Annotated in this window: 16 protein-coding genes; 9 read left to right on the top strand and 7 right to left on the bottom strand. The window is 65.2% G+C overall.

Annotated features, from left to right (window positions below):
* Window positions 1-165: 165 nt before the first annotated feature.
* On the top strand, window positions 166-2547 hold the full coding sequence (locus tag CHX26_RS03360; protein ID WP_104941152.1) for a TonB-dependent receptor: 2382 nt from the start codon (window positions 166-168) through the stop codon (window positions 2545-2547).
* An 11-nt stretch (window positions 2548-2558) separates the two neighbouring features.
* Here the strand turns inward: CHX26_RS03360 and CHX26_RS03355 are convergent, their stop codons facing one another.
* From CHX26_RS03355 to CHX26_RS03345, 3 genes are read right to left on the bottom strand one after another with little or no spacing between them, the layout of a single operon-like run.
* Window positions 2559-3119 carry a GDYXXLXY domain-containing protein gene (locus tag CHX26_RS03355; RefSeq protein ID WP_172449666.1) on the bottom strand — a complete coding sequence of 187 codons (561 nt, stop codon included), beginning with the start codon at window positions 3117-3119 and terminating at the stop codon, window positions 2559-2561.
* Window positions 3116-4264 carry a DUF2157 domain-containing protein gene (locus CHX26_RS03350; RefSeq protein WP_104941150.1) on the bottom strand — a complete coding sequence of 383 codons (1149 nt, stop codon included), beginning with the start codon at window positions 4262-4264 and terminating at the stop codon, window positions 3116-3118. The genes CHX26_RS03355 and CHX26_RS03350 overlap by 4 nt, the downstream gene beginning before the upstream one ends.
* 51 nt (window positions 4265-4315) lie before the next feature.
* Window positions 4316-5374: a substrate-binding domain-containing protein gene (locus CHX26_RS03345; RefSeq protein WP_104941149.1), complete on the bottom strand. Its 1059-nt coding sequence runs from the start codon at window positions 5372-5374 to the stop codon at window positions 4316-4318.
* Between the two features lie 239 nt (window positions 5375-5613).
* Here CHX26_RS03345 and CHX26_RS03340 point away from each other — a divergent pair, with 239 nt between their 5' ends.
* Window positions 5614-7362 (top strand): sensor domain-containing diguanylate cyclase, encoded by a 1749-nt coding sequence (locus tag CHX26_RS03340; protein ID WP_233997252.1) that lies wholly within the window; start codon window positions 5614-5616, stop codon window positions 7360-7362.
* Here the strand turns inward: CHX26_RS03340 and CHX26_RS03335 are convergent.
* Window positions 7350-7757: an acyl-CoA thioesterase gene (locus CHX26_RS03335; RefSeq protein ID WP_104941147.1), complete on the bottom strand. Its 408-nt coding sequence runs from the start codon at window positions 7755-7757 to the stop codon at window positions 7350-7352. The two genes, CHX26_RS03340 and CHX26_RS03335, sit on opposite strands and share 13 nt — an antisense overlap.
* Complete coding sequence (locus CHX26_RS03330) at window positions 7754-9958, bottom strand: S9 family peptidase (RefSeq protein WP_104943227.1); 2205 nt, start codon at window positions 9956-9958, stop codon at window positions 7754-7756. The genes CHX26_RS03335 and CHX26_RS03330 overlap by 4 nt, the downstream gene beginning before the upstream one ends.
* Window positions 9959-10092: 134 nt before the next feature.
* Here CHX26_RS03330 and CHX26_RS03325 point away from each other — a divergent pair, with 134 nt between their 5' ends.
* Complete coding sequence (locus CHX26_RS03325) at window positions 10093-11901, top strand: aminopeptidase P family protein (RefSeq protein WP_104941146.1); 1809 nt, start codon at window positions 10093-10095, stop codon at window positions 11899-11901.
* Window positions 11902-12138: 237 nt separating this feature from the next.
* Window positions 12139-12528, top strand: coding sequence for a VOC family protein (locus CHX26_RS03320; RefSeq protein ID WP_104941145.1), 390 nt, complete (start codon window positions 12139-12141; stop codon window positions 12526-12528).
* Window positions 12529-12640: 112 nt separating this feature from the next.
* On the opposite strand, the gene CHX26_RS03315 is transcribed toward CHX26_RS03320, so the two are convergent.
* The gene (locus CHX26_RS03315) at window positions 12641-14179 is read right to left on the bottom strand and encodes a helicase HerA-like domain-containing protein (protein ID WP_104941144.1); all 1539 of its coding nucleotides are present in this window, start codon (window positions 14177-14179) and stop codon (window positions 12641-12643) included.
* 99 nt (window positions 14180-14278) lie between these two features.
* Between CHX26_RS03315 and pabB the strand changes: the two genes are divergently transcribed.
* The 5 genes from pabB (at window position 14279) to CHX26_RS03290 (ending at window position 18380) form a co-directional block, all read left to right on the top strand.
* Window positions 14279-16090, top strand: a complete 1812-nt coding sequence (gene pabB / locus CHX26_RS03310) for an aminodeoxychorismate synthase component I (protein ID WP_104941143.1) — start codon at window positions 14279-14281, stop codon at window positions 16088-16090.
* A gap of 42 nt (window positions 16091-16132) precedes the next feature.
* Entirely contained in the window at window positions 16133-16795 is a 663-nt protein-coding gene (locus CHX26_RS03305) for an RluA family pseudouridine synthase (protein WP_104941142.1), read from the top strand.
* Window positions 16788-17210, top strand: a complete 423-nt coding sequence (arfB, locus tag CHX26_RS03300) for an alternative ribosome rescue aminoacyl-tRNA hydrolase ArfB (RefSeq protein WP_104941141.1) — start codon at window positions 16788-16790, stop codon at window positions 17208-17210. The genes CHX26_RS03305 and arfB overlap by 8 nt, the downstream gene beginning before the upstream one ends.
* 249 nt (window positions 17211-17459) lie before the next feature.
* The gene (gene rpmG / locus CHX26_RS03295; protein ID WP_017664380.1) at window positions 17460-17627 is read left to right on the top strand and encodes a 50S ribosomal protein L33; all 168 of its coding nucleotides are present in this window, start codon (window positions 17460-17462) and stop codon (window positions 17625-17627) included.
* A gap of 81 nt (window positions 17628-17708) precedes the next feature.
* A complete protein-coding gene (locus tag CHX26_RS03290) occupies window positions 17709-18380 on the top strand; it encodes a LolA family protein (RefSeq protein ID WP_233997251.1) in 672 nt (223 codons plus the stop codon).
* A gap of 360 nt (window positions 18381-18740) precedes the next feature.
* On the opposite strand, the gene CHX26_RS03285 is transcribed toward CHX26_RS03290, so the two are convergent.
* Window positions 18741-20162, bottom strand: coding sequence for an alkaline phosphatase (locus CHX26_RS03285; protein WP_104941140.1), 1422 nt, complete (start codon window positions 20160-20162; stop codon window positions 18741-18743).
* Between the last annotated feature and the right edge of the window lie 82 nt (window positions 20163-20244).

Genomic DNA, 20244 nt, shown 5'->3' with positions numbered 1-20244 from the left:
GCGGGTGGTCTGCGCCACCGGAGGTGGCCGCCAACAAAGATACATTTCTGCAACGTCCCGAAACTGTAAATCCGCCGTAACGCAGGGTTCATCCAATCGTCGTTTCCCCGTCACTTGTCGGTGCCACGGGCAAGGCCTCTCTCCATGCAACAGGGAAGCCCAGAGATGACCCACACCCCTTTCACCCGCGTGTCGCTGATCGCGCTCGCCACCGTTCTTTCAGGCACCCTTGCCGCCGTGCCGCAGGCCGCCTTCGCGCAGGACACCACCGCCCCGGCCACCGAGGACGAGAAATTCTCCGGCAACGAAATCATCGTCACCTCGCAGAAGATCGAACAGCGTGCGCTCGATGTGCCGATCACCATTTCGGCGCTTGGCGGGCAGCGCATCCGCGAGCTGGGCGTCACCGATCTCGACGAGCTGTCCTACTACACCCCCGGCCTGCTGATTCAGGAGCAGAGCGCCAACAACCCCGGCATCGTCATCCGCGGCATCACCTCGGACAGCGGCTCGGCACAGCAAGGCCCGCGCGTCACACTCTATTACAACGGCGTCGACATCTCGCGATCGCGCGGGAGCTATCAGGCGATCTACGACCTTGAGCGTGTCGAAGTGATCAAGGGGCCGCAGGCGACCCTGTTCGGCACCGCCAGCGCGATCGGCGCGATCAGCCTTGTCTCGGCGAAACCGCGCGAAGGCTTTTCGGGCGAAGTGCGCGGCAGCTACGGCAATTTCAACCAGACCATGCTGGGCGGCCACATCAATATCGGTTCGGACGTGATAGCGGCGCGCCTTGCGGGCGAATGGCGCACGCGCGATGGCTATGTCAGGAACCTCAGCCCCAATCAGGACAAGGATCTCTACGCCCAGAACCAGCTCGGCCTGCGCGGTTCGCTGCGCTACACGCCGAGCGCCGATTTCACGCTCGATCTGGTCGCCACCTATGACCAGCAGAGGAACGGCGGGACGCCCTTCATCTCGGGCCGCTTCCCGGCCTTCGCGGGCGCACCGGGCGGCCCGGCCAATGCCTTCGAGAACGCCAATCTCGGCGGCAATCCGGCAGGGGCCGCGGCGCTGGGTGATGATCAGCTTGGCCTCAACCGCGAGGTCTATGACCTCAACCTCACTGCCGAATACAGCTTCGGTGATGGCTGGAGCTTCACCACCGTCAACGGCTACCGCGAATTCGACAGCCGCGAAGTGTTCGATGCAGACGGCAGCGCGGCGCCCTTCCTCGAATTCAGCGAAATCGCCGATGGCTGGCAGTTCAGCCACGAAGGCCGTTTTGCCTATGCCGGTGACCGTCTGCGGGCGAGCGCGGGTTGGAACATCTTCATCGAGGATGGCCGCCAGAACGTCCCCTTCGCGACCGAGGAAGGCACCTTCCTGCAGTGCCTTACCAGCCTGTTCGGCGCGCCGCTGATCCCCGGCCTTCCCTGCGTTGCGCCCGATGGCAGCGTTCCGGCAGCGGGCGCGACCGGGCTGATCACCGGCGGCGCGGCAGCGGCGATCCCCTATGCCTCGGTGTTCGAGAACCAGGGCCGCAACGAGGCCTATTCGGTGTTCGCCGATGTCACCTGGATCGCGACCGACGCGCTCGAGCTGACCGCAGGCATCCGCTTCCTCAACGAATCGCGCCGTTCGGGTTTCCTTGCCGATGTGCCGAACAGCCAGATCAGCGGCGCACCCCTGATCCCCGGCCAGATCGACACCGGCGGGCGCACCTTCACCGCTCAGCGCAGCTTCGATGCCTGGCTGCCGCGCTTCAACGTGCTCTACCGCATCAACGATGATCTCAACGTCTTCGCCACTGTGTCCAAGGGCCGCCGTTCGCCGGTGGTGCAGGTGGCCGCGGCGCGCAGCGCGGGGCAGGTCGTCCCCAATGTCCAGAACATCGCGGAAGAAACCGTCTGGAACTACGAAGGCGGGCTCAAGCTGGCCTCTGGCGGGGTGTCGGGCTCGATCGGGGTCTATTACCAGATCTATGACGACTTCCAGGTGTCGATCGCCCAGCTCGATGCCAATGGCAATCCGACCGGGGCCTTCGTCACTGCGAGCGCCGGGCGCGCCAGCAACCTCGGGGTCGAGGCGGAACTGGCGGTTCAGGTGAACGACTGGCTGAATGTGTTCGGCAATGTCGGCTTTATCGACGGCGGGATCGACCGTGACGGCGCGTTCTCGCCCGCCTTTTCGGGTGCGCGCTTCCGTCTGCAACCGGAATGGCAGGCCTCGGGCGGGTTCACGGTGGATCACGAATTTGGCGATGGAATGCGCTTCTTCGCCACGCCGAGCGTGACGCACCGCAGCACGATCTTTTTCGAGGTTCCGAACAACCCGCTGATTTCGCAAGGCCCGATCACGCTGGTCAACGCACGTGCCGGGGTGAGTTTTGCCGACGGGCGCTACGAAATCGCGGGCTTCATCCGCAATGCCTTTGGCAAGGACTTCCTGCTGGACGCGGGCAATACCGGCGGGGCCTTCACCATCCCCACCTTCATCCCGGGCGAACCGCGCTTCTTCGGGGTGGAGCTAACCGCCAAGTTCTGAGGCAGGTTCGGTTATTCGGACATGATCGGGGGCGGGGGGCGCTGGTCCTCCGCCTCTTCGTTCGCCGGCGGATCACGTGCGGCGATTTCCTCGGGGGTGAGCGGGCGGAAGCGGATGCCGATGGGAGTGAAGCTGCCGTCCTCGCGCTGGCGGATGGTAACGATCCCGCGCTGGTCGCGGTTCTGAAGCTGCTCCTCAAGCGTCCGCGCGCGGTCCTGCCCGATGTAGAGGCGGCCACGCCACAACGCATCACCTTGATAAACCCCGCTTGCATCGGCACGCACCGGGTGGTCGCACTTTTGCCCGTCGTTCAGCCATACCACATTGGCAACCACGGGAGCTTCGCCTTCAAGGCACAGGGCATCGTAAATGATATCGCCCAGTCTCTCGCTGCCCGGCCAATCATAGCTGAACTCGACATAGTGACCGCGCAGGTAATCGCGCGGGTCGTAGCCCATGATCGGCACCTCCCATTCGGTGCCGGAGTGGTAGGTGCGGTCGCTCTGGAGCCACAGGGCGGCAAGCCCCGCAACCGGCAAAGCGAGAGCAGCAAGACGGGCGAGCCGCTTCATGCTGCGTCCTCCTTTACCGGAGCAAAGGTCTTCGACACCCGCACCGCGCCCCATGCCACGCCGAGGATCATCACGCCTGACAGGATCAACCCGAAGCCGCTCATCAACAGATCACCCGCCAGTTCGAAGCTGAGGATGATGAGCCGCAGCGCAATCACGCCGACGCTCAGCTGGAACACGCCGCGCCAATGGGCCGCAAGCGCAGCGGCGCCGATACCGCCCCACAGCGCAAAGAACAGCAGCGCGGGCGGCAGCGTGAGGTTGTCGGCGGCATAGGCCAGCGGCAGCACCAGCCCCGCGCCCGCGATGATCGCCCCCGCCATCGCGCCCGATGTGCCGGGCCGCGCCAGCACCACGCCGAGCCCCGCCGCCAGCGCCACCGCGCCGCTTGTCGCCATGCTCGCCCATTCCTTTGTCAGCCCGCCATCGCCAAAGGCTCCGACAGCGGCGAGCGCGGTCGCCAGCGAGGCCCCGGCAACGGCATAGGCGAGCGCCAATTGCTCCAGCCGACGCCAGAAATCGGGCCGGGCAGAACGGGCGCGCATCCACGCGGCGAGGGGCGCGAAGGCAACCGGCAGCGCGGTGACGAAGGCCAGCCACAACAACAGCCCCAGCCCCGGCCCGCCGTTGCCATAGTCGGTCATTGCCCCAGCATATTCCCACGCGCACCATACCGCCCCGCCCATCAGCGCCAGCGCGGTGGGCCAGCTTCGGCCCGTCAGCAACAGCAGCGGCGCGAACAGCGCCAGCCACACAGCCAGCGGCTGCCACAGCGGCGATGAGGTCTGATAGACCTGCCCGATATGCCCAAAGAAGGTGAGGCCCAGCGCGGCGAGGGTGAAGACCAGCGCCTCGATCGCCCACGGGGATTTCTCCGCCAGCCGTTCCTCGCGCGCGAACAGCACCGCCAGCAGCCCCGCAATCAACGCCAGATGGATTGTAAGGCGCAGCAGCCCGGGAATGTCTTCCCAGTTCGCGGCTACCACCGACACCAACCCCAGCCCGATCGCCAGCGCCCCGATCCCGAAAACCGCCCACAACAGCAGCGGGCGGGCGTGATCGGCCTCATAGGCGACAAGGCGATCACGCGTTGCCGTGTCGATCAATCCGGCATCGTGCCATTCGGCGATCTTGCGCGCGCTCATGCCGCAAATCTAACCGCCCCGGCAGGCTGCGGCAATCGCTGACAGCGCGGGCTATTTCGCGGCGAGATCCTCGGCGGTCAGCAGGCGCAGCTTTTCCACCCGGTCGGCATTTTCGCGCATCGTTTCAGCCGGCATCGTCACCATCCCGACCCGCGCCAGCGGCCCGCCGGGCGACCAGCTGTCGGCCCATTCCTGCATGAAATCCCTGAGGCCGGGGATCGCGCGCATGTGCGCCTTCTTGACGTAGATGTAGAGCGGCCGTGCGCCGGGATACTTGAAACTGGCGATGTTCTGGTAGGTCGGCTCAACCCCGTTCATCGGCAGGCCCTGCACCCGGTCGGCGTTTTCTTCCATGTAGGAAAAGCCGAAAACGCCCACGGCGCGCGGATTGCCGACGATCTTCTGCACGATCAGATTGTCCTGTTCGCCCTGATCGACATAGCCGCCATCATCGCGCACTTCGGTGCAGATCTGCTTGTATTTCGCCTCGTCTGCGTCCTTCAGCGCCTTCATCGCCGGATCGGTGGTGCAACCCGCCTCCAGCACCAGTTCCTTGAGCGCATCGCGGGTGCCGGAGGTGCTGGGCGGGCCATAGACGAGGATCGGATCATCCGGCAGCGCAGGATCGACATCCTGCCATGTCTTCGCCGTCTGGGGCTTGCCGTAGGGCCGCGCGGCCAGCGCCTCATAGACGATCTTGGGCGACAGGTTCAGCATGATCCCGCCCCGCCTTGCGGCAAAGGCGATCCCGTCAAGCCCGACCTGCACCTCGATCACCTCGTCCACGCGGTTCTTGAGGCAATCCTCGAATTCCGAAACCTTCATCCGGCGCGAAGCATTGGCGACATCGGGCGTGTGCGAGCCGAGGCCCGAACAGAACAGCTTGATCCCGTTGCCGGTGCCGGTGGATTCGATCAGCGGCGAACGGCTGCCGGGGTTGGAGCGCGCGAAGTTCTCCGCCACCAGCTTGGCAAAGGGATAGACGGTCGAGGAACCGACCGCGTGCACCGAACTGCGCGTGCTGCCGCCAAGGTCGCAGGCGGTCAGCGTGGTAACAGCCAGCGCAGAAATGGCGCCGAGCCGGGCAATGGCGGTGAAACGGTGTGGCATGAATATTCCTGATCGGCCGGAACAGCGGATTCCCAGCCTTTGCGCGCTAGGCGGCTTTCGTGACAAGCAGGTTACGCAAAAAAAGGGAAGCCTGTGCGCACCAACTTCCTGCAACACTTTGGTCATTTGCAGGTAACACCATGAGATCGCACATCATTTCATCCATAGTGGAGATAACTGGCTTAACAGCATCGTAAGGGCTTTCATGGTAGCCCCCGCCCATGGGACGAATGCGCCTTATGATCCGGCTCTGCATGGCCGCTGTGCTGCTGGCGCTGTCCGCCGCGCGGCCGGCCTATGCTGGCGCGCAAACGGATGCAGGTGCCGTGCCGGCCCTGCCCCCGGCACAGGCCCCGACCTGCCATGCCGCAACGCCGCTTGATCGCTCCGCCACCGACCTGAACGACCGCGCCGGATGGACGTGCAGCAATACCGACTGGCGATCAAACGTGCCGGCGGTGTGGCTGCGCTTCGAGGCGGACGGATGGCGGGGTGACGAGGCACCGCCGCGCCAGTTCTTCTCCCGCATCGCCCGGTTCCAGTCGATCAGCTTCCACGCCATTGATGCCGATGGCACGGTTCGCAGCGCACGCCATACCGAGGCCGACGCCGAACCCTTCGCCTCCGGCCCGGTGTTCCGCCTGCCCTTGCCCGCGATCACCGATGACACCCGCCTGCTGCTGGTGCGGATCGAAGCGCCCCATTCGGTGCCGCTGCTGACCGAGGCGCGCATCGCCCAAGACCCCGCAGCCGCAGCATGGCCCCAGATCGACTTGATGCTGCTCGCCTTCGTGATGGGGATGCTGGTGCTACCGATGCTGTTCGACATCAGCTTCTTCATGGTGCTGCGCGAACGCTTCGTGGTTCTGCACGCCGCAATGGTGGCGGCGATGATGGTCTATGTCCTGACCGCCGGAGGGCTGGCTTCGGCCTTCGTCACTCTGCCGGTTGCGCTGATGGCAGTATTGGGGCCGCTGTCCTATGCGATGGGCGCAGGGCTGTCGGCCCTGTTCCTGATCGCTTTCCTCGAACGCGGCGCGCAGTCACGCGTGATGCGGCGCATGACCTTTGCCACGGCCTGGTTCACCATGCTGGTGCCGGGCTTCTTCGCGCTCCAGCTCGATGCGACCCAGCCGTTCGACGACATCGGCTATTTCGTGACGTTCCTGCCCTATATCGCGGTGATCTCTGCCGCGGTGCTCGAAGCCGTGCTGCGCGGCAGCCGGTCGGCGCGTTTCATCACGCTGGCGTGGCTGCCGATCATTATCGCTTCGGTCGAACGGCTGCTGCGCGGGTTGGGCTGGCATGTCGGCCCGGCCAGCCTCGACCAGATGATCTACATCGCGGTCGGGATCGAAGTGGTGGTGATCAGCCTCGCGATAGCAGACCGCTTCCTTGCCCTGCGGCGCGAGCGCGATGCGGCGCTGACGGAAGCGCGGATGCTGGAACAGATATCGACCCGCGATTCGCTCACCGGGCTGATGAACCGCCGTGCCATCGAGGCGCGTTTCGAGGAGCTGCTGGCGCAGGGCTTCGATACCTTTGCGCTGGTCGATCTCGACCGGTTCAAGGCGATCAACGATCTTCACGGCCACCAGGTCGGCGATGCCGCGCTGGTTGCCTGCGCGAGCGCGATCCGCGCAACCGGAGATCGCGACGCGGTGGCGGTGCGGCTGGGCGGCGAGGAATTCGTGGTGTTGCTGCGCGGTCAGCGCACGCTGGAGCGGGCCGAGGCCTTGCGGCAGGCGATCCCGATCCGCATCGCCAAGGAAGTGCCGGGGCTCGATCTGCCGGTAACGGCGAGCATGGGCGTGGTGATGCTGGGGGATGCAGGCCATCACAAGATGACCTTCACCGAATTCTACGCCCGCGCCGATGCGCTGATGTACGAAGCCAAGGCGAGCGGGCGCAACCGGCTCGCCTATGAACGCCTGACCGTGTTCGGCATGGCCCCGGAACGCCGCCGGCAGGAAGATCAGGCCGCCTGACCGGCGGTGAAAGGCTCAAGCACCTCGGGTCGCACCCGCGCCAGCCGTCCGGTCGCGCGGTCGAGCATCGCCCATGTCGTCGCCGCGCTGACGAGGCGCTTGCCGGAAGCGTCGGTGAACTCCACCCGGCGGAGCGATTTCGCGCCCTGCGCCGGGCCTTCGATCCATGTCTCGGCGCGGACTTCCGCGCCCTCGGACACGTTGCCGCGATAGTCGATCTCGTGCCGCACCACGACCCAGAAGAACGCGGCACGATCCTCGGGCCGCGCAACCGCGTCCCAGTGGGCGGTGGCCATATCCTGAATCCACTGCACCCACACGGTGTTGTTGACGTGGCCGAGTTCGTCGATGTGCTCACGGGAGGCCACGAAGGTGCGGGTGAAGCGGTGGGTCACTCTTTCGGCGCCATGCCCATCTGCCACAGGATGAAGGCGTATTCCTCCGCCGTCTCCTTGAGGCTGTTCCAGCGGCCCGACTGCCCGCCGTGGCCTGCGCCCATGTTGGTCTTCATCAGCAGCAGGTTGTCGTCGGTCTTGAGCTCGCGCAGCTTGGCGACCCACTTGGCCGGTTCCCAATAGGTCACGCGCGGATCGTTGAGGCCTGCGGTCACCAGCATCGGCGGGTAGGCCTTGGCGGTCACCTGATCATAGGGCGAATAGGCCAGCATATAGGCAAACGCCGCCTTGTCGGTGATCGGGTTGCCCCATTCCTGCCATTCGCCCGGGGTCAGCGGCAGCTTTTCGTTGAGCATGGTGTTGACCACGTCGACGAACGGCACATGGGCAACGATCGCGCCATATTGCTTGGGGTCCTGATTGATGATCGCCCCCATCAACTCGCCGCCCGCCGAACCGCCGCTGGCGGTCACCTTGCCCTCGGCGGTATAGCCCTTGGCGATCAGCCCCCGGCCGACATCGACGAAATCGTTGAAGGTGTTCATCCGCTCGAACAGCTTGCCCTGCAGATACCAGCGCCGCCCGAGATCGTCGCCGCCGCGGATGTGGGCGATGGCATAGGCAAAGCCGCGGTCCACGAGGCTCAAACGCGTGGTCGAGAAGCTCGGCGGCACGGCATAGCCATAGGCGCCATAGGCATAGAGATGGAGTGGCCCCGGCCCCTCGATGCCCGCTTTCTTCAGCAGTTCGGCGCGGTCCTTGCGCATCATGATGCTGACCGGCACCATCGTCCCGTCGCGCGCCTGCACCGTCAGACGCTCTGCGACATAGAGCGAGGGGTCATAACCGCTCGGGATTTCCTGCGTCTTCAGCGTGGCGAGCTTGCCGGTCGCAACGTCGTAATCATAGACCGTGCTGGGCGTCACCATCGACTGATAGGACAGGCGCAGCACCTTCATGTCATATTCGGGGTTGTTCGAAAGGCCCGCGGTATAGCTCGGCTCGGGGAAGGTGATCGGCGTGATCTTCGCCGGATCGCTGTATTGCCGCAGCTGGATCTGATCGAGGCCGTTCAGCCGACCTTCCGTCACGAAGAAGTCCTTGAACAGGTCGAAACCCGTCAGATAGAAATCGTCCGAACCGGGGATGACAGTCTGCCAATCGCCCGGCGTTTCCAGCTTCGCCTTGGCGAGGCGGAAGTTGATGTGATCGTCATTGGTCCACACCCACAGCTCGCCATCACGCACGTCGACGCCATATTCGACGCCCTTCTTGCGCGCCTTCACAAGGATCGGCTTGGCGGTCGGGTTGGCGGCGGGGACAAGGCGCACCTCGCTCGTCTCGTTGTCGCCGGTGGCGATGATCAGCCAGTCTTCCTGCGCCGTCAGCCCGGTGCCGACGCCGAAGGACTGGTCTTCCTCCTTGTAGAGCGTAACGTCCTGTTCGTTCGGGGTGCCGATCACATGGAGCTTCGCCTCCAGCGTGCGCCATTCCTCGGTCGAAGGGCCATAGACCAGCGCGGTATCATTCGCGACCCACACCAGATCGCCGCGCAGGTTTTCGAGCACGTCGGGCAGCAGCTCGCCGGTCTGCAAGTCCTTGATTCGCCCGGTGTAGCGTTCCGACCCGTTGGTGTCGGTCGAAAAGGCGAGATAGCGCCCGTTCTGGCTGATCGAGGCCGCGCCGAGGCGGAAATATTCGAGATCCTTCGCCAGTTCGTTCTCGTCGATCAGCAGCTGCGGCTCGCCGCCCGCGACAGGCTTGCGCCAGTGCTTGCGATATTGCGCGCCTTCCTCGAACTCTGACCAGTAGAGGTAATCGCCATCCTTTTGCGGAACGGTGGAATCGTCTTCCTTGATGCGCGCCCGCATCTCGGTGAACAGCGCCTCGGTGAAGGGGGCCTGTGCGGCCATATGCGCTTCGAAATAGGCGTTCTCGGCCTTGACGTGATTCAGCACATCCTCGTCGTCCACCACCGGGTAGGACTTGTCGTAGAGCCAGTCATAGGGGTCTTCGATGGTGATCCCGTGATGGGTGTAGGTGTGCGGACGCTTTGCAGCGACGGGGGGCTTGATCTCGGATGCGGAAGACGTGGTCACGCGGGTCGAATCCTCTCGGGTGGTGGCTAGCGCGGCGGCGGGCGCCAAACTGGTGGCGGCAAGTGCGGTAGCAAGTGCCATGGCGCTGACAAGTCTGGTCATCGTAAGCGATCCCTTCCTGATGGCGTCCAAGCCGCCTGCGGGTGGAAAGTCGCGGTGCTTGGGCCTATGATGCTTGTTCTAATGAGACATTGTTGCACGGCAAGTGCCTGTGCCTTCACCCGAGGATCGACGAAATGCTGATGCAAACCCATGAGGCCCGCCTTGCCGCCCTGCGCGAGGAACTGAAGCGCCGGGGCGTGGACGGCTTCATCATCCCCATTTCCGATGAACACACGAGCGAATATGTCGGCGACTATGCCCAGCGGCTCAAGTGGCTGACCGGGTTCGGCGGTTCGGCGGGGTTTGCTGCCGTCACGCTGACCCACGCGGCGATCTTCGTCGACGGGCGCTATACCGTGCAGGTGCGCGAGCAGGTCGACGGGAACCTGTTCGATTACAAGAGCGTCCCCGCCGATACCCTCGCGGGCTGGCTGGCCGAAGTGTGCGAGCGCGGCGCGCGCATCGCCTATGATCCGTGGCTCCACACCTGGGCCTGGGTCGAGGCGGTCGAGAAAAAGGTCGAACCCAGGGGCATCACCCTGGTGCCTGCCGACAGCAACCCGATCGACGCGGTGTGGGCTGATCGCCCGGCGCCCTCGGCGGCGCTCGCCATCGTGCATGACGAGGCGCAGGCCGGGCGCTCCTCGGCGGACAAGCGCGCGGCCGTGGCCGATTGGCTGGTACGCCACGGCCATGATGCGGTGGTGATCCCGGCGCTCGATTCGGTCGCGTGGCTGCTCAATATTCGCGGCGCGGACGTGCCGCATACGCCCGTCACGCTCAGCTATGTGATCGCCCGCAAGGACGGCAGCGCGGAACTGTTCATCGCGCCTGACAAGGTCACGCCCGAACTCACCCGGCATCTTGGCAACGCGGTGACAGTGCGGGATCGCGCTGCGTTCGAGGCCGCGCTGGCGAGCGATTATGCCGGCCAGAGCATCGCGCTCGATCCCGATTTCGCGGTGGTCGGCATCGCGCAGGCCTTGCGCGCCGGGGGGGCGACATTCGCCTTCAAGCAGGACCCGACGATCCTTGCCAAGGCGATCAAGAACCCGGCGGAACAGGCCGGCCACCGCGACGCGCAGGCGCGCGACGGGGCGGCAGTTTCCAAATTCCTGCGCTGGCTGGAAATCGAAGCCCCCAAAGGCGGGGTTGACGAGCTTTCGGCGGCGGCGACGCTTCAGGCCTTCCGCGAGGAGGACGCAGGGCTAAGCGACCTCAGCTTCGACACCATCTCCGCCGCCGCGGGCCATGCCGCGCTGCCGCATTACAAGGTGGACGCAGACAGCAATATCCCCATTCCGCCCTCGTCGATCTATCTGGTCGATTCAGGCGGGCAATATCCCGGTGGCACCACCGACATCACCCGCACCGTCTGGGTCGGGCCGGGAGAACCCTCGGCGGAAATGCGTGATCGCAACACGCGGGTGCTGAAGGGCCACATCCAGCTTGCCCGCGCGGTGTTTCCGCAAGGGACGTGCGGAGGCCAGCTCGATGTGCTGGCGCGGCAATATCTGTGGGAAGCAGGGGTCGATTATGCCCACGGCACCGGCCACGGGGTCGGCAGCGTGCTGGCCGTCCACGAAGGCCCGCAACGCATCGCCAAGCCTTCGGGCGGACAGGCCGGCACAGGGCAGGAGTTGCACGCCGGGATGATCCTTTCCAACGAGCCGGGCTATTACAAGGCGGGTGAATACGGCATCCGGATCGAGAACCTCGTGCTGGTCGAGGAACGCGCAATTGCAGGCATGGAGGGGCGGTATCTCGGCTTCGAGACGCTGACCTTCGTGCCGCTGGATCGCCGCCTGATCGACAAAAGCCTGCTGACGGCGGAGGAAGTGGCGTGGGTGGATGCCTATCACGCACAGGTGCGCGAGGTGCTGCGCCCCCGCCTGACGGGCGATGACTGGGCATGGGTGGAGCGGGAAACGGCTCCGCTCTAACTGCCTATCGTCACCCCGTGCTTGACACGGAGCTAGGCTTCTTTGGTTGCGAACGCGCCTCCGCGCGTTCGTCCTCGGCGCTGTTCCTTCGCTACGCTACGGGCGCCTGCGGGCGGGCGTTTGCCCTTGCGGCCCGTCCGGTGGCGGGCCGGGGTCACAGCTTGGCCTCCACTTGTTGGAAGGCAAATGTTCATGTAATGTTCCTTCATCGATTCGCATCGCATGGGAGGAAACACGATGATCGGCTACGTTACCCTTGGCACCAACGACCTGCCGCGCGCGGCGGCGTTCTATGACGCGATTGCCGCGCATTTCGGCGTCGGGCGGATGATGGAGTTCGAAACCTTCATCGCCTGGGGCGATTTCGGGGCACCGGGCGCGGGCCTCGCGGCGACCTTGCCGTTCGACGGGCAGCCGGCAACGGTCGGCAACGGGGTGATGGTGGCGCTCGAAGTGAAGTCGCCGGAAGATGTCCACGCGGTCTATGATATCGCCATGGCCCACGGCGGCAGCGACGAAGGCGCGCCGGGTCCGCGCGGGGATGACGGCTTCTACGCGGGCTATTTCCGCGACCCGGACGGCAACAAATTGAACGCGTTCTGCATGGTGCCGCCAGCCGAGGCTTGATGGCTATTTGCAGGGCTCCAGCGGATGCTTGGCCTGGCTTAGGCCCCCTCTAGACCCCAGTCAGACCCCCGCTTGCGAGGGTGTTTCACGTGAAACACTGGCGCAGCGGGGGTCAGCGCATCAACCCGCCGATGAGATTGCGCACAAAAGCGGTCGCACCGGTTTTCACCGGATTGGCGCTCGATTTCTTGCCGAGCACCGCAGCCACCGCGATCGAGGCGATCGAACCGCTCGCTGCGGTCAGCGCGCTCTTGCCGGCCTTCTCCCAGACCGAAGGCGTCTTGCGTTCGCGCTTGGCGACTTCATCGCGGCCTTTTTGCGCCACTTCCTCAGCGGTGGCGGCGGCATCGGCAGCCTTGGCGGCGAGGACTTCGGCAGCACTGTCACGGTCAACGCGCGTGTCGTACTTGCCCTCGAGCGGGCTGATCGACTGGATGATCGCCCGCTCCTTGGGCGTCACCGGGCCGAGCCGGGATCGCGGCGGCTTGATCAGGGTGCGCTCCACCACCGTCGGTGCGCCGTCGTCATCAAGCGTCGAGACCAGCGCCTCACCCACCTTCAATTCGGTAATCGCGGCCTCGACATCAAGCTTGGGATTGATCCGGAAGGTCTCGGCCGCAGCCCGGATCGCGCGCTGATCGCGCGGGGTGAAGGCGCGCAGGGCGTGTTGCACGCGATTGCCCAGCTGGCCTGCCACTTCTTCAGGAATATCAATCGGATTCTGGGTAACGAAGAAGACCCCGACGCCCTTGGAACGGATCAGCCGCACGACCTGCTCGATCGTGTCCTGCAAGGCCTTGGGTGCATCGTCGAACAACAGGTGCGCCTCGTCGAAGAAGAAGACGAGCTTGGGCTTCTCCGGATCGCCGACTTCGGGCAGGCTCTCGAACAGTTCCGCCAGCAGCCACAGGAGGAAAGTGGCATAGAGCTTGGGACTGCGCATCAGCTTGTCGGCGGCCAGCACATTGACATAACCGCGCCCGGATTCGTCAACCTTCAGGAAATCAGCGATTTCCAGCGCCGGTTCGCCAAAGAAATTGTCCGCCCCCTGCGCCTCGAACGAGAGCAATTGCCGCTGGATCGACCCGACCGAGGGCTTCGTGACATTGCCGTATTTTCCTGACAATTCGCCCGAATTCTCGTTCGCCCAGGCCAGCAGTGCCTGCAGATCTGCAAAATCGAGCAGCAGCAGGCCGTTCTCGTCGGCATAACGGAAGATGATCTGGAGCACGCCTTCCTGCGTCTCGTTGAGATCAAGCAGGCGCGACAGCAGCAGCGGGCCCATCTCCGAAACGGTCGTGCGGATCGGGTGGCCCTGTTCGCCGTAAAGATCCCAGAAAATCACCGGATTGTCTTCATAGCCATAGTCGGTGATGCCGAGTTCGGCAGCGCGCGATTCCAGCCGCGCGGCGTGCTTGAAGGTGGGCGACCCGGGCATGGCGATGCCCGACAGATCACCCTTCACGTCGGCGACGAAGACCGGCACCCCGGCCTTCGAAAAGCTCTCGGCGATGCCTTGCAGCGTGACGGTCTTCCCGGTGCCGGTCGCGCCTGCGATCAAGCCGTGGCGGTTCGACCGGCCCAGCAGCAGCGCCTGCCGCGATCCGTCCGCACCCAGCCCGAGATAGATTTCGCCCGCCACTTCCGCCATCTTGCGTCCCCGTTAACCGTTGAGCTGTTGATGTGCAGGGCGGCGCCGCAGCGGTCAAGTTCTCGACAGCGGCGCAGGTTTGGGCCAAGGGTGCGCGGCATGGGTTCGCCGCTGCCATTTGTCCTGCTCGATGATGCCCGCGCCGGAACAGGCGCGGCCGATGCGCTGCTCTATGAAGCGCCGCAGGCGCTGTTCGTGGCGCAGCGTTCGGAGGAGGTCGAGGCTGTGCTGGCCGCCGCCGAGGCGGCGCGCGTTGAGCATGGCGGCGCGCTGGCAGGCTACCTCGCCTATGAGGCCGGGCTTGCGCTCGAACCGAAATTGAAGGGCCTTGCCACGGCGCGCGCGGGCGCGGCGGGGCCGCTGATCTGGCTCGGCCTGTTCGATGCCCCGCGCCGGATTGCGGCAGCCGAGGTGCCGGCCTTCCTCGCTGACAAGGCGCAAGGCAGCGGCACTCTCGGCCCGCTGGAACCGCAGCTTTCCCCCGGCGGTTATGCCGCAGCTTTCGCCGCTCTGCGTGAAGCGATCCACGCGGGCGACATCTATCAGGCCAATCTCACCTATCCGCTCGCGGGATCGTTTCGCGGCGATCCGGTCGGGCTCTACGCCGCCCTGCGCGGAGCGGCGGCGGCAGGTTATGGCGGGCTGATCTTCGACGGGTCACACTGGCTGCTGAGCTTCTCGCCCGAGCTGTTCGTCGCACGCAATGGCACCGAGGCGAAGGTCAAGCCGATGAAGGGGACGCGTCCGCGCGCCATCTCTCCCGAAGCAGATCGCGCAGCGGCAGAAGAGCTTGCCAATTCGCCAAAAGACCGCGCCGAAAACCTGATGATCGTCGATCTGATGCGCAACGATCTGTCGCGCGTGGCAGCGCCGGGCAGCGTTCATGTCGATGCGCCCTTCGCGGTCGAGAGTTACCCGACGGTGCATCAGATGGTCTCCACCGTGCGGGCGCGGCTGGCCGACGGCAAGGGTGCAATGGATCTGGTGCGGGCGCTGTTCCCCTGCGGCTCGATCACCGGCGCACCCAAGATCCGGGCGATGGAATTGCTGGCCGAGGTGGAGCGCGATGCGCGCGGGCCTTACTGCGGCGCGATCGGGCGGATTGATGCCGACGGCAATGCCGCCTTCAACGTCGCGATCCGCACCCTGCGCCTGACCCCGATCGAGAATGGTCAGGGCAATGCCGTCCTTGGCATCGGTTCGGCGATCGTGGCGGATAGTGATGCTCTGGCCGAAAGGCGCGAGTGCGAGGTCAAGGCTGGCTTCCTGCGCCGCGCCGCGCCGGGGCTGACCGCGCCGGCCTTCGACCTCATCGAGACCATGCGATTCGAACCCGATAGCGGGATTGCGCTGCTTGAAGCGCACCTTGCGCGGATGAAGGCGAGCGCGGGCGAACTCGGCTTCGTCTTTGATCGCCATGCCCTGAGGAACCAGATTCAGGCGCTGTGCTTCGAACTCGATGCCCCCGCCCGCGTCCGTCTGCTGGTCGCGCGCAGCGGTGCGAGCGCGCTGGAATCCGCGTCTTTGCCCGAGGCACTGGCTGAGCCGGTCAAGGTCGCCGCCCTGCCCCATCCGCTTGATCCGACCGACTGGCGACTGCGGCACAAGACCTCGGATCGCGGCTTCTATGACGATGCGTTGGCGGCCGCCCGGCTGCTGGGCGCGGACGAGGCCGTGCTGGTGCGCAGCGATGGTCTGGTGACCGAGGGCAGCTGGACCAGCGTCTTCGTGGACGGCCCGGACGGCGTGCTGACCCCGCCCCTGACCCTCGGCCTGCTGCCCGGCGTGCTGCGCGAGAGCCTTATGGCCGAGGGCCGCGCGCGGGAGGCGGCGCTTACCCTCGATGATCTGGCCGGCGGGTTCTGGATCGGCAACGCGCTGCGCGGCTTGATGCGCGCGGTGCTTGTCTGAAGCACCCTTCGACAAGACCGGCCCAAGCGGGTAACGGGGCGCATGGCTGATATCCAAATCCTTTACGAAGACGGCGAAGCGCTGGTGATCGACAAGCCTTCGGGCATGGCAGTCGACCGTCCGAGGAAGGGCGGCATCTGCCTGGAAGACCACCTCGACCGGCTGAAGCTTGGCTTCCAGCGCGCGCCGGTGGCGGTGCATCGGCTGGATACCGACACCAGCGGCTGCCTGCTGCTGGCCCGCAACCCCAAAGCGCTGGCGCGGTTCAACAAGGCCTTCGAAGAGCGGCTGGTGGGCAAGACCTATCTGGCGATCCTCGCAGGTCGTCCGCCAGGCAGCGCAGGGACGATCGAACTGGCGCTGTCGAAGATCAGCTCGGCCGAGAAAGGCTGGCGGATGATCCCCGCGAAGAAGGGCAAGCCCGCCGTCTCGCACTGGGAACTGGTGGAGGAACTTGGGCCGCACAGCCTGATCCGCTTTCGCCCGGAGACGGGGCGCACGCATCAACTGCGCGTGCATGCGCTGAAGGGCCTCGGCGCGCCCTTGCTGGGCGATCCGGTCTATGGTGCAGGCAATGCTCCCGGCGCCAAGCGCACGATGCTCCACGCCGAGAGCCTGACCGTCACCCGCCCGGGCAAGACTCCGATCGAAGCGCGCGCGCCTCTGCCACGCGATTTCCTGGCGCTCGGGGCAAAGGATGGATGACGCAGAGCCGCTGACCGCCCGCGCGCTGCGGCTCGCCAGCGAGAGCTTTCTCGCCGGTTCCGGCCCTGGCGGGCAGAACGCCAACAAGGTCGCCACCGAAGTGGAGCTGCGCGTGAATATCTATGCTCTGCGGCTCAGCCCTCCGGTGTTCGCACGGCTGCGACAGTTGGCGGGGGCAAAGCTGGCGGGGAACGGTGATCTGATCGTCACCTCCAAGGCGCACCGGACGCAGGAGGCCAACCGCCAGGACGCCCGCGTCAAGCTGACCGCGCTGCTGGAGGAGGCCCAGACCGAGCCCAAGCGCCGCGCCCGGACCCGCCTCAACCGCGTGGGCAAGACCGAGCGGCTGAAGGTCAAGAAGGTGCGCGGCGCGGTCAAGGCCAATCGCGGCAAGCCGCGCGCCTCGGACTGGTAAGCGGCTGCCCAAGGGCAACGAGCAACAGCTCATCGCCCTTGGGCCAAGCCCGTGCGGCGCCTGAGCATCGCCAGCGCGTGATGCGTCAGCATCTTGGCGCGCTGGCAAAGCAGGCTCCTTGACTTTTCCCCGTGAATCGGCGAATGGCGCGCCCGTGTGGCGGTGTGCCGGGCCTTCCGGGCGCGCCGCTATTTGCTTTTCAAGCCCGTGTGCATCCCTCCGGGCCGACCCAGTTGACAGGAAACCGCCATGGCGAAGCCCACCACCGTCAAGATCCGCCTCGTCTCGAGCGAAGGCACCGGCTTCTTCTACGTGACCAAGAAGAACCCGCGCAACATCACCGAGAAGATGAGCTTCCGCAAGTACGACCCGGTGGCGCGCAAGCACGTTGAATTCAAGGAAGCCAAGATCAAGTAAGATCGGCTCCAGCGCCCGTGGAAGTTCTGCGGGCGCGATAATTCATCGACAGTTCAAGCCTGCGGCCCTAACCGGCAAGGCATGAAACAGCTCTTCATTCCCGCCCGCGCGATGATCCTCGGCCTTGGTGCCGGGGTTCTTGCGTTTGGCCTTGCCCCCATCAATACGGCTGGAGTGATCACACCAGCGGCAGCTCAGGCCAGTGCGAGCGATCTCGACAAGGTGGTGAGCGCCCTGCGCGCGATCAGCACCATGCGGGCAGACTTCACTCAGACCGATCGGCTGGGCAACACCACCCGCGGGGTGATGACGCTGAAACGCCCCGGCAAGATCCGCTTCGACTATGGCAAGGACGCCGATTTCCTCGTCATTTCGAACGGCAAGTCGCTCTACATGATCGACTACGAGGTCGCTCAGGTCGAACGCTGGCCGATCGGCAATTCGCCACTGGGCGCATTGTTCGATCCCGACAAGGACGTGAAGCGGTTCGGCAAGATGATCCCGACCGGCAATCCGGACGTGCTGAGTGTCGAAGTGCGCGATCCCAAGAAACCCGAATTCGGAATGATCAATCTGATCTTCGTGCGCCAGCCTGCCGCGCCGGGCGGCTGGCAGCTCACCCACTGGGTCGCGCTCGATGCGCAGAACAACCGCACGCGGGTGCAGCTGACCAATCAACAGTACGGCCTGTCGGTGGCGGAAAGCACCTTCACCTTCCGTGATCCGCGCCGCACCCAGCGACGGCCCGGCTAACCTGCGCGGAACGACGAACGGTTGTAGGAAAGCGACAGAATCTTACATTCGTTCATGAGAATGAAAGCCAAGAACAGCTAATCATTCTCAACAAGGCGCGCCGAAGGGAGGTTTCCCCCCTGTTGCCCACCCTTCACCAAGGGCTGCGCCTTGTACAAAGCGTGACGAACGCTCCATGGAACCCCTGACCCATCGCCCCCGGGTCAGGGGTTTTTTGTTGTCCCGACGGTTTATGCAGGCCTGCAAAGCGCTCCGCCCTGCGCTTCCGGTGCTCACGCACATTAAGTGCGCTCCGCTCCGGTTCTCGGCCGAAGCACTTTTCGGCGATGCCTAAACCGCCGGGACAGGTCTGGTTAAAACCTACTCCGCCCAGCCAAGCGCCTTGCGGATGATGGCATAGATCACGTTCTGCTCGATCACCCCCCGCGCACGGTCTGCGCCGGGGCCGGTGGCGAACAGAGCGACATCCTCGCCGCCGTGGGTCTCACTGCCGAGCGGCACCAGCGCCTGCTGACGGGCCTTTATCCCGGTCTGCGGCATCGGGCGGCCATGATCGTGATCGTCATCATCATCGTCATGCGCCTTGACCAACAGCCCGCCCGGCCCGTTGGCATAGCCGAGCGTGGTATAGGGCTTCCCGTCCGCCGCCAGCAGAGGTGAAACCCCATCGCCGCCATCCTCACCATTGCCCTTGGGCGGCACCACCAGCCCAAGAATGTCGTTCCCGCGCTGCGGATAGCCCGCGATGGTGAAGACATGGCTGTGATCGGCGGTGACCATGATCAGCGTCTCGGACGGATCGGTGTTCTCGACCGCCCACTGCACTGCACGGGCGAATTCGACGGCCTCCTCCAGCGCATAGCCGGCTTGGCCGGCATGGTGCGCATGGTCGATCCGCCCGCCCTCGACCATCAGGTAGAAGCCATCGGGATCGGTTTTGAGTCGCGCGATGGCCTGCGCGGTCATGTCAGTCAGAGTCGGTTCGGAAGAATCCGGCTTGCGATCCGCCATGAAGCCTAGGTGACTGGGGTTGAACAGCCCCAGCACCGGTTTGTCCTGCGGCGCGGCGGCGAGCCCGGCGGCGTCCCTGACGACCACCCCACCGCTGCGCGCCGCCCATTGGGCGGGCAGGTCCGCCGCAGCATCGCTGCGCCTTCCGCCCTTGTCCCTGCCGTAGAACATCTCGCTCCCCCCGCCGAGCGCCACATCGAATTCGGCCTCGGCCAGCTGGAGCGCAATATCCTTGCACCCGTCGCCGCGCTGTTCTTCGGGGATATCATTGTCCTTTTCCCAGTCGCGGTCGGCGCTGCGGGAATAGACGCTCGCCGGGGTCGCGTGCGTGATGCGCGTGGTGGTGACGATACCAAGCGCCAATCCGCGCTGTTTCACTTCCTCGCCCAGAAGCGGTAGCGGGTGGGCGAGCGCGTCGCGGCACACCCCTTTTTCCGCTTCCGGCCCGATCCCCAGCACGCCGATGCGGGTCTTCAGCCCCGAATGCATCGCGGTGGCGGTGCCGGCCGAATCGGGCACCTGGGCATTGGTATTGTAGGTCTTCACCAGGGCGACATTGGGGAAACGCTCGAAGCTGAGCTGGTTCTCCTCCCCCGTCTCGCCGCGCTTCTGCCCGTCATAGATGCGCGCGGCGGTGATGGTGGAAATGCCCATGCCATCGCCGATGAACAGGATGACGTTCTTCGCACGCGGTTCTGTCGGCGCGTCTTCGGCCAGGGCGGGCATGGCGACGCTCGAAAGCAGCAGGGCGGCGACAATGGTGCGGGTCATGGGAGGCTCCGGTTAGATCCATCGTCCCTATCGCGCCGTCATGCGTCGATAAAGTGAAAGAGTCTTTGTTGCCCTACCGGCT

The organism is Porphyrobacter sp. HT-58-2 (assembly GCF_002952215.1).
In the GTDB taxonomy this organism is placed as follows: domain Bacteria; phylum Pseudomonadota; class Alphaproteobacteria; order Sphingomonadales; family Sphingomonadaceae; genus Erythrobacter.
Note: the sequence above shows the minus strand (reverse complement) of the source record. Positions and strands in the feature narration are given on the sequence as shown.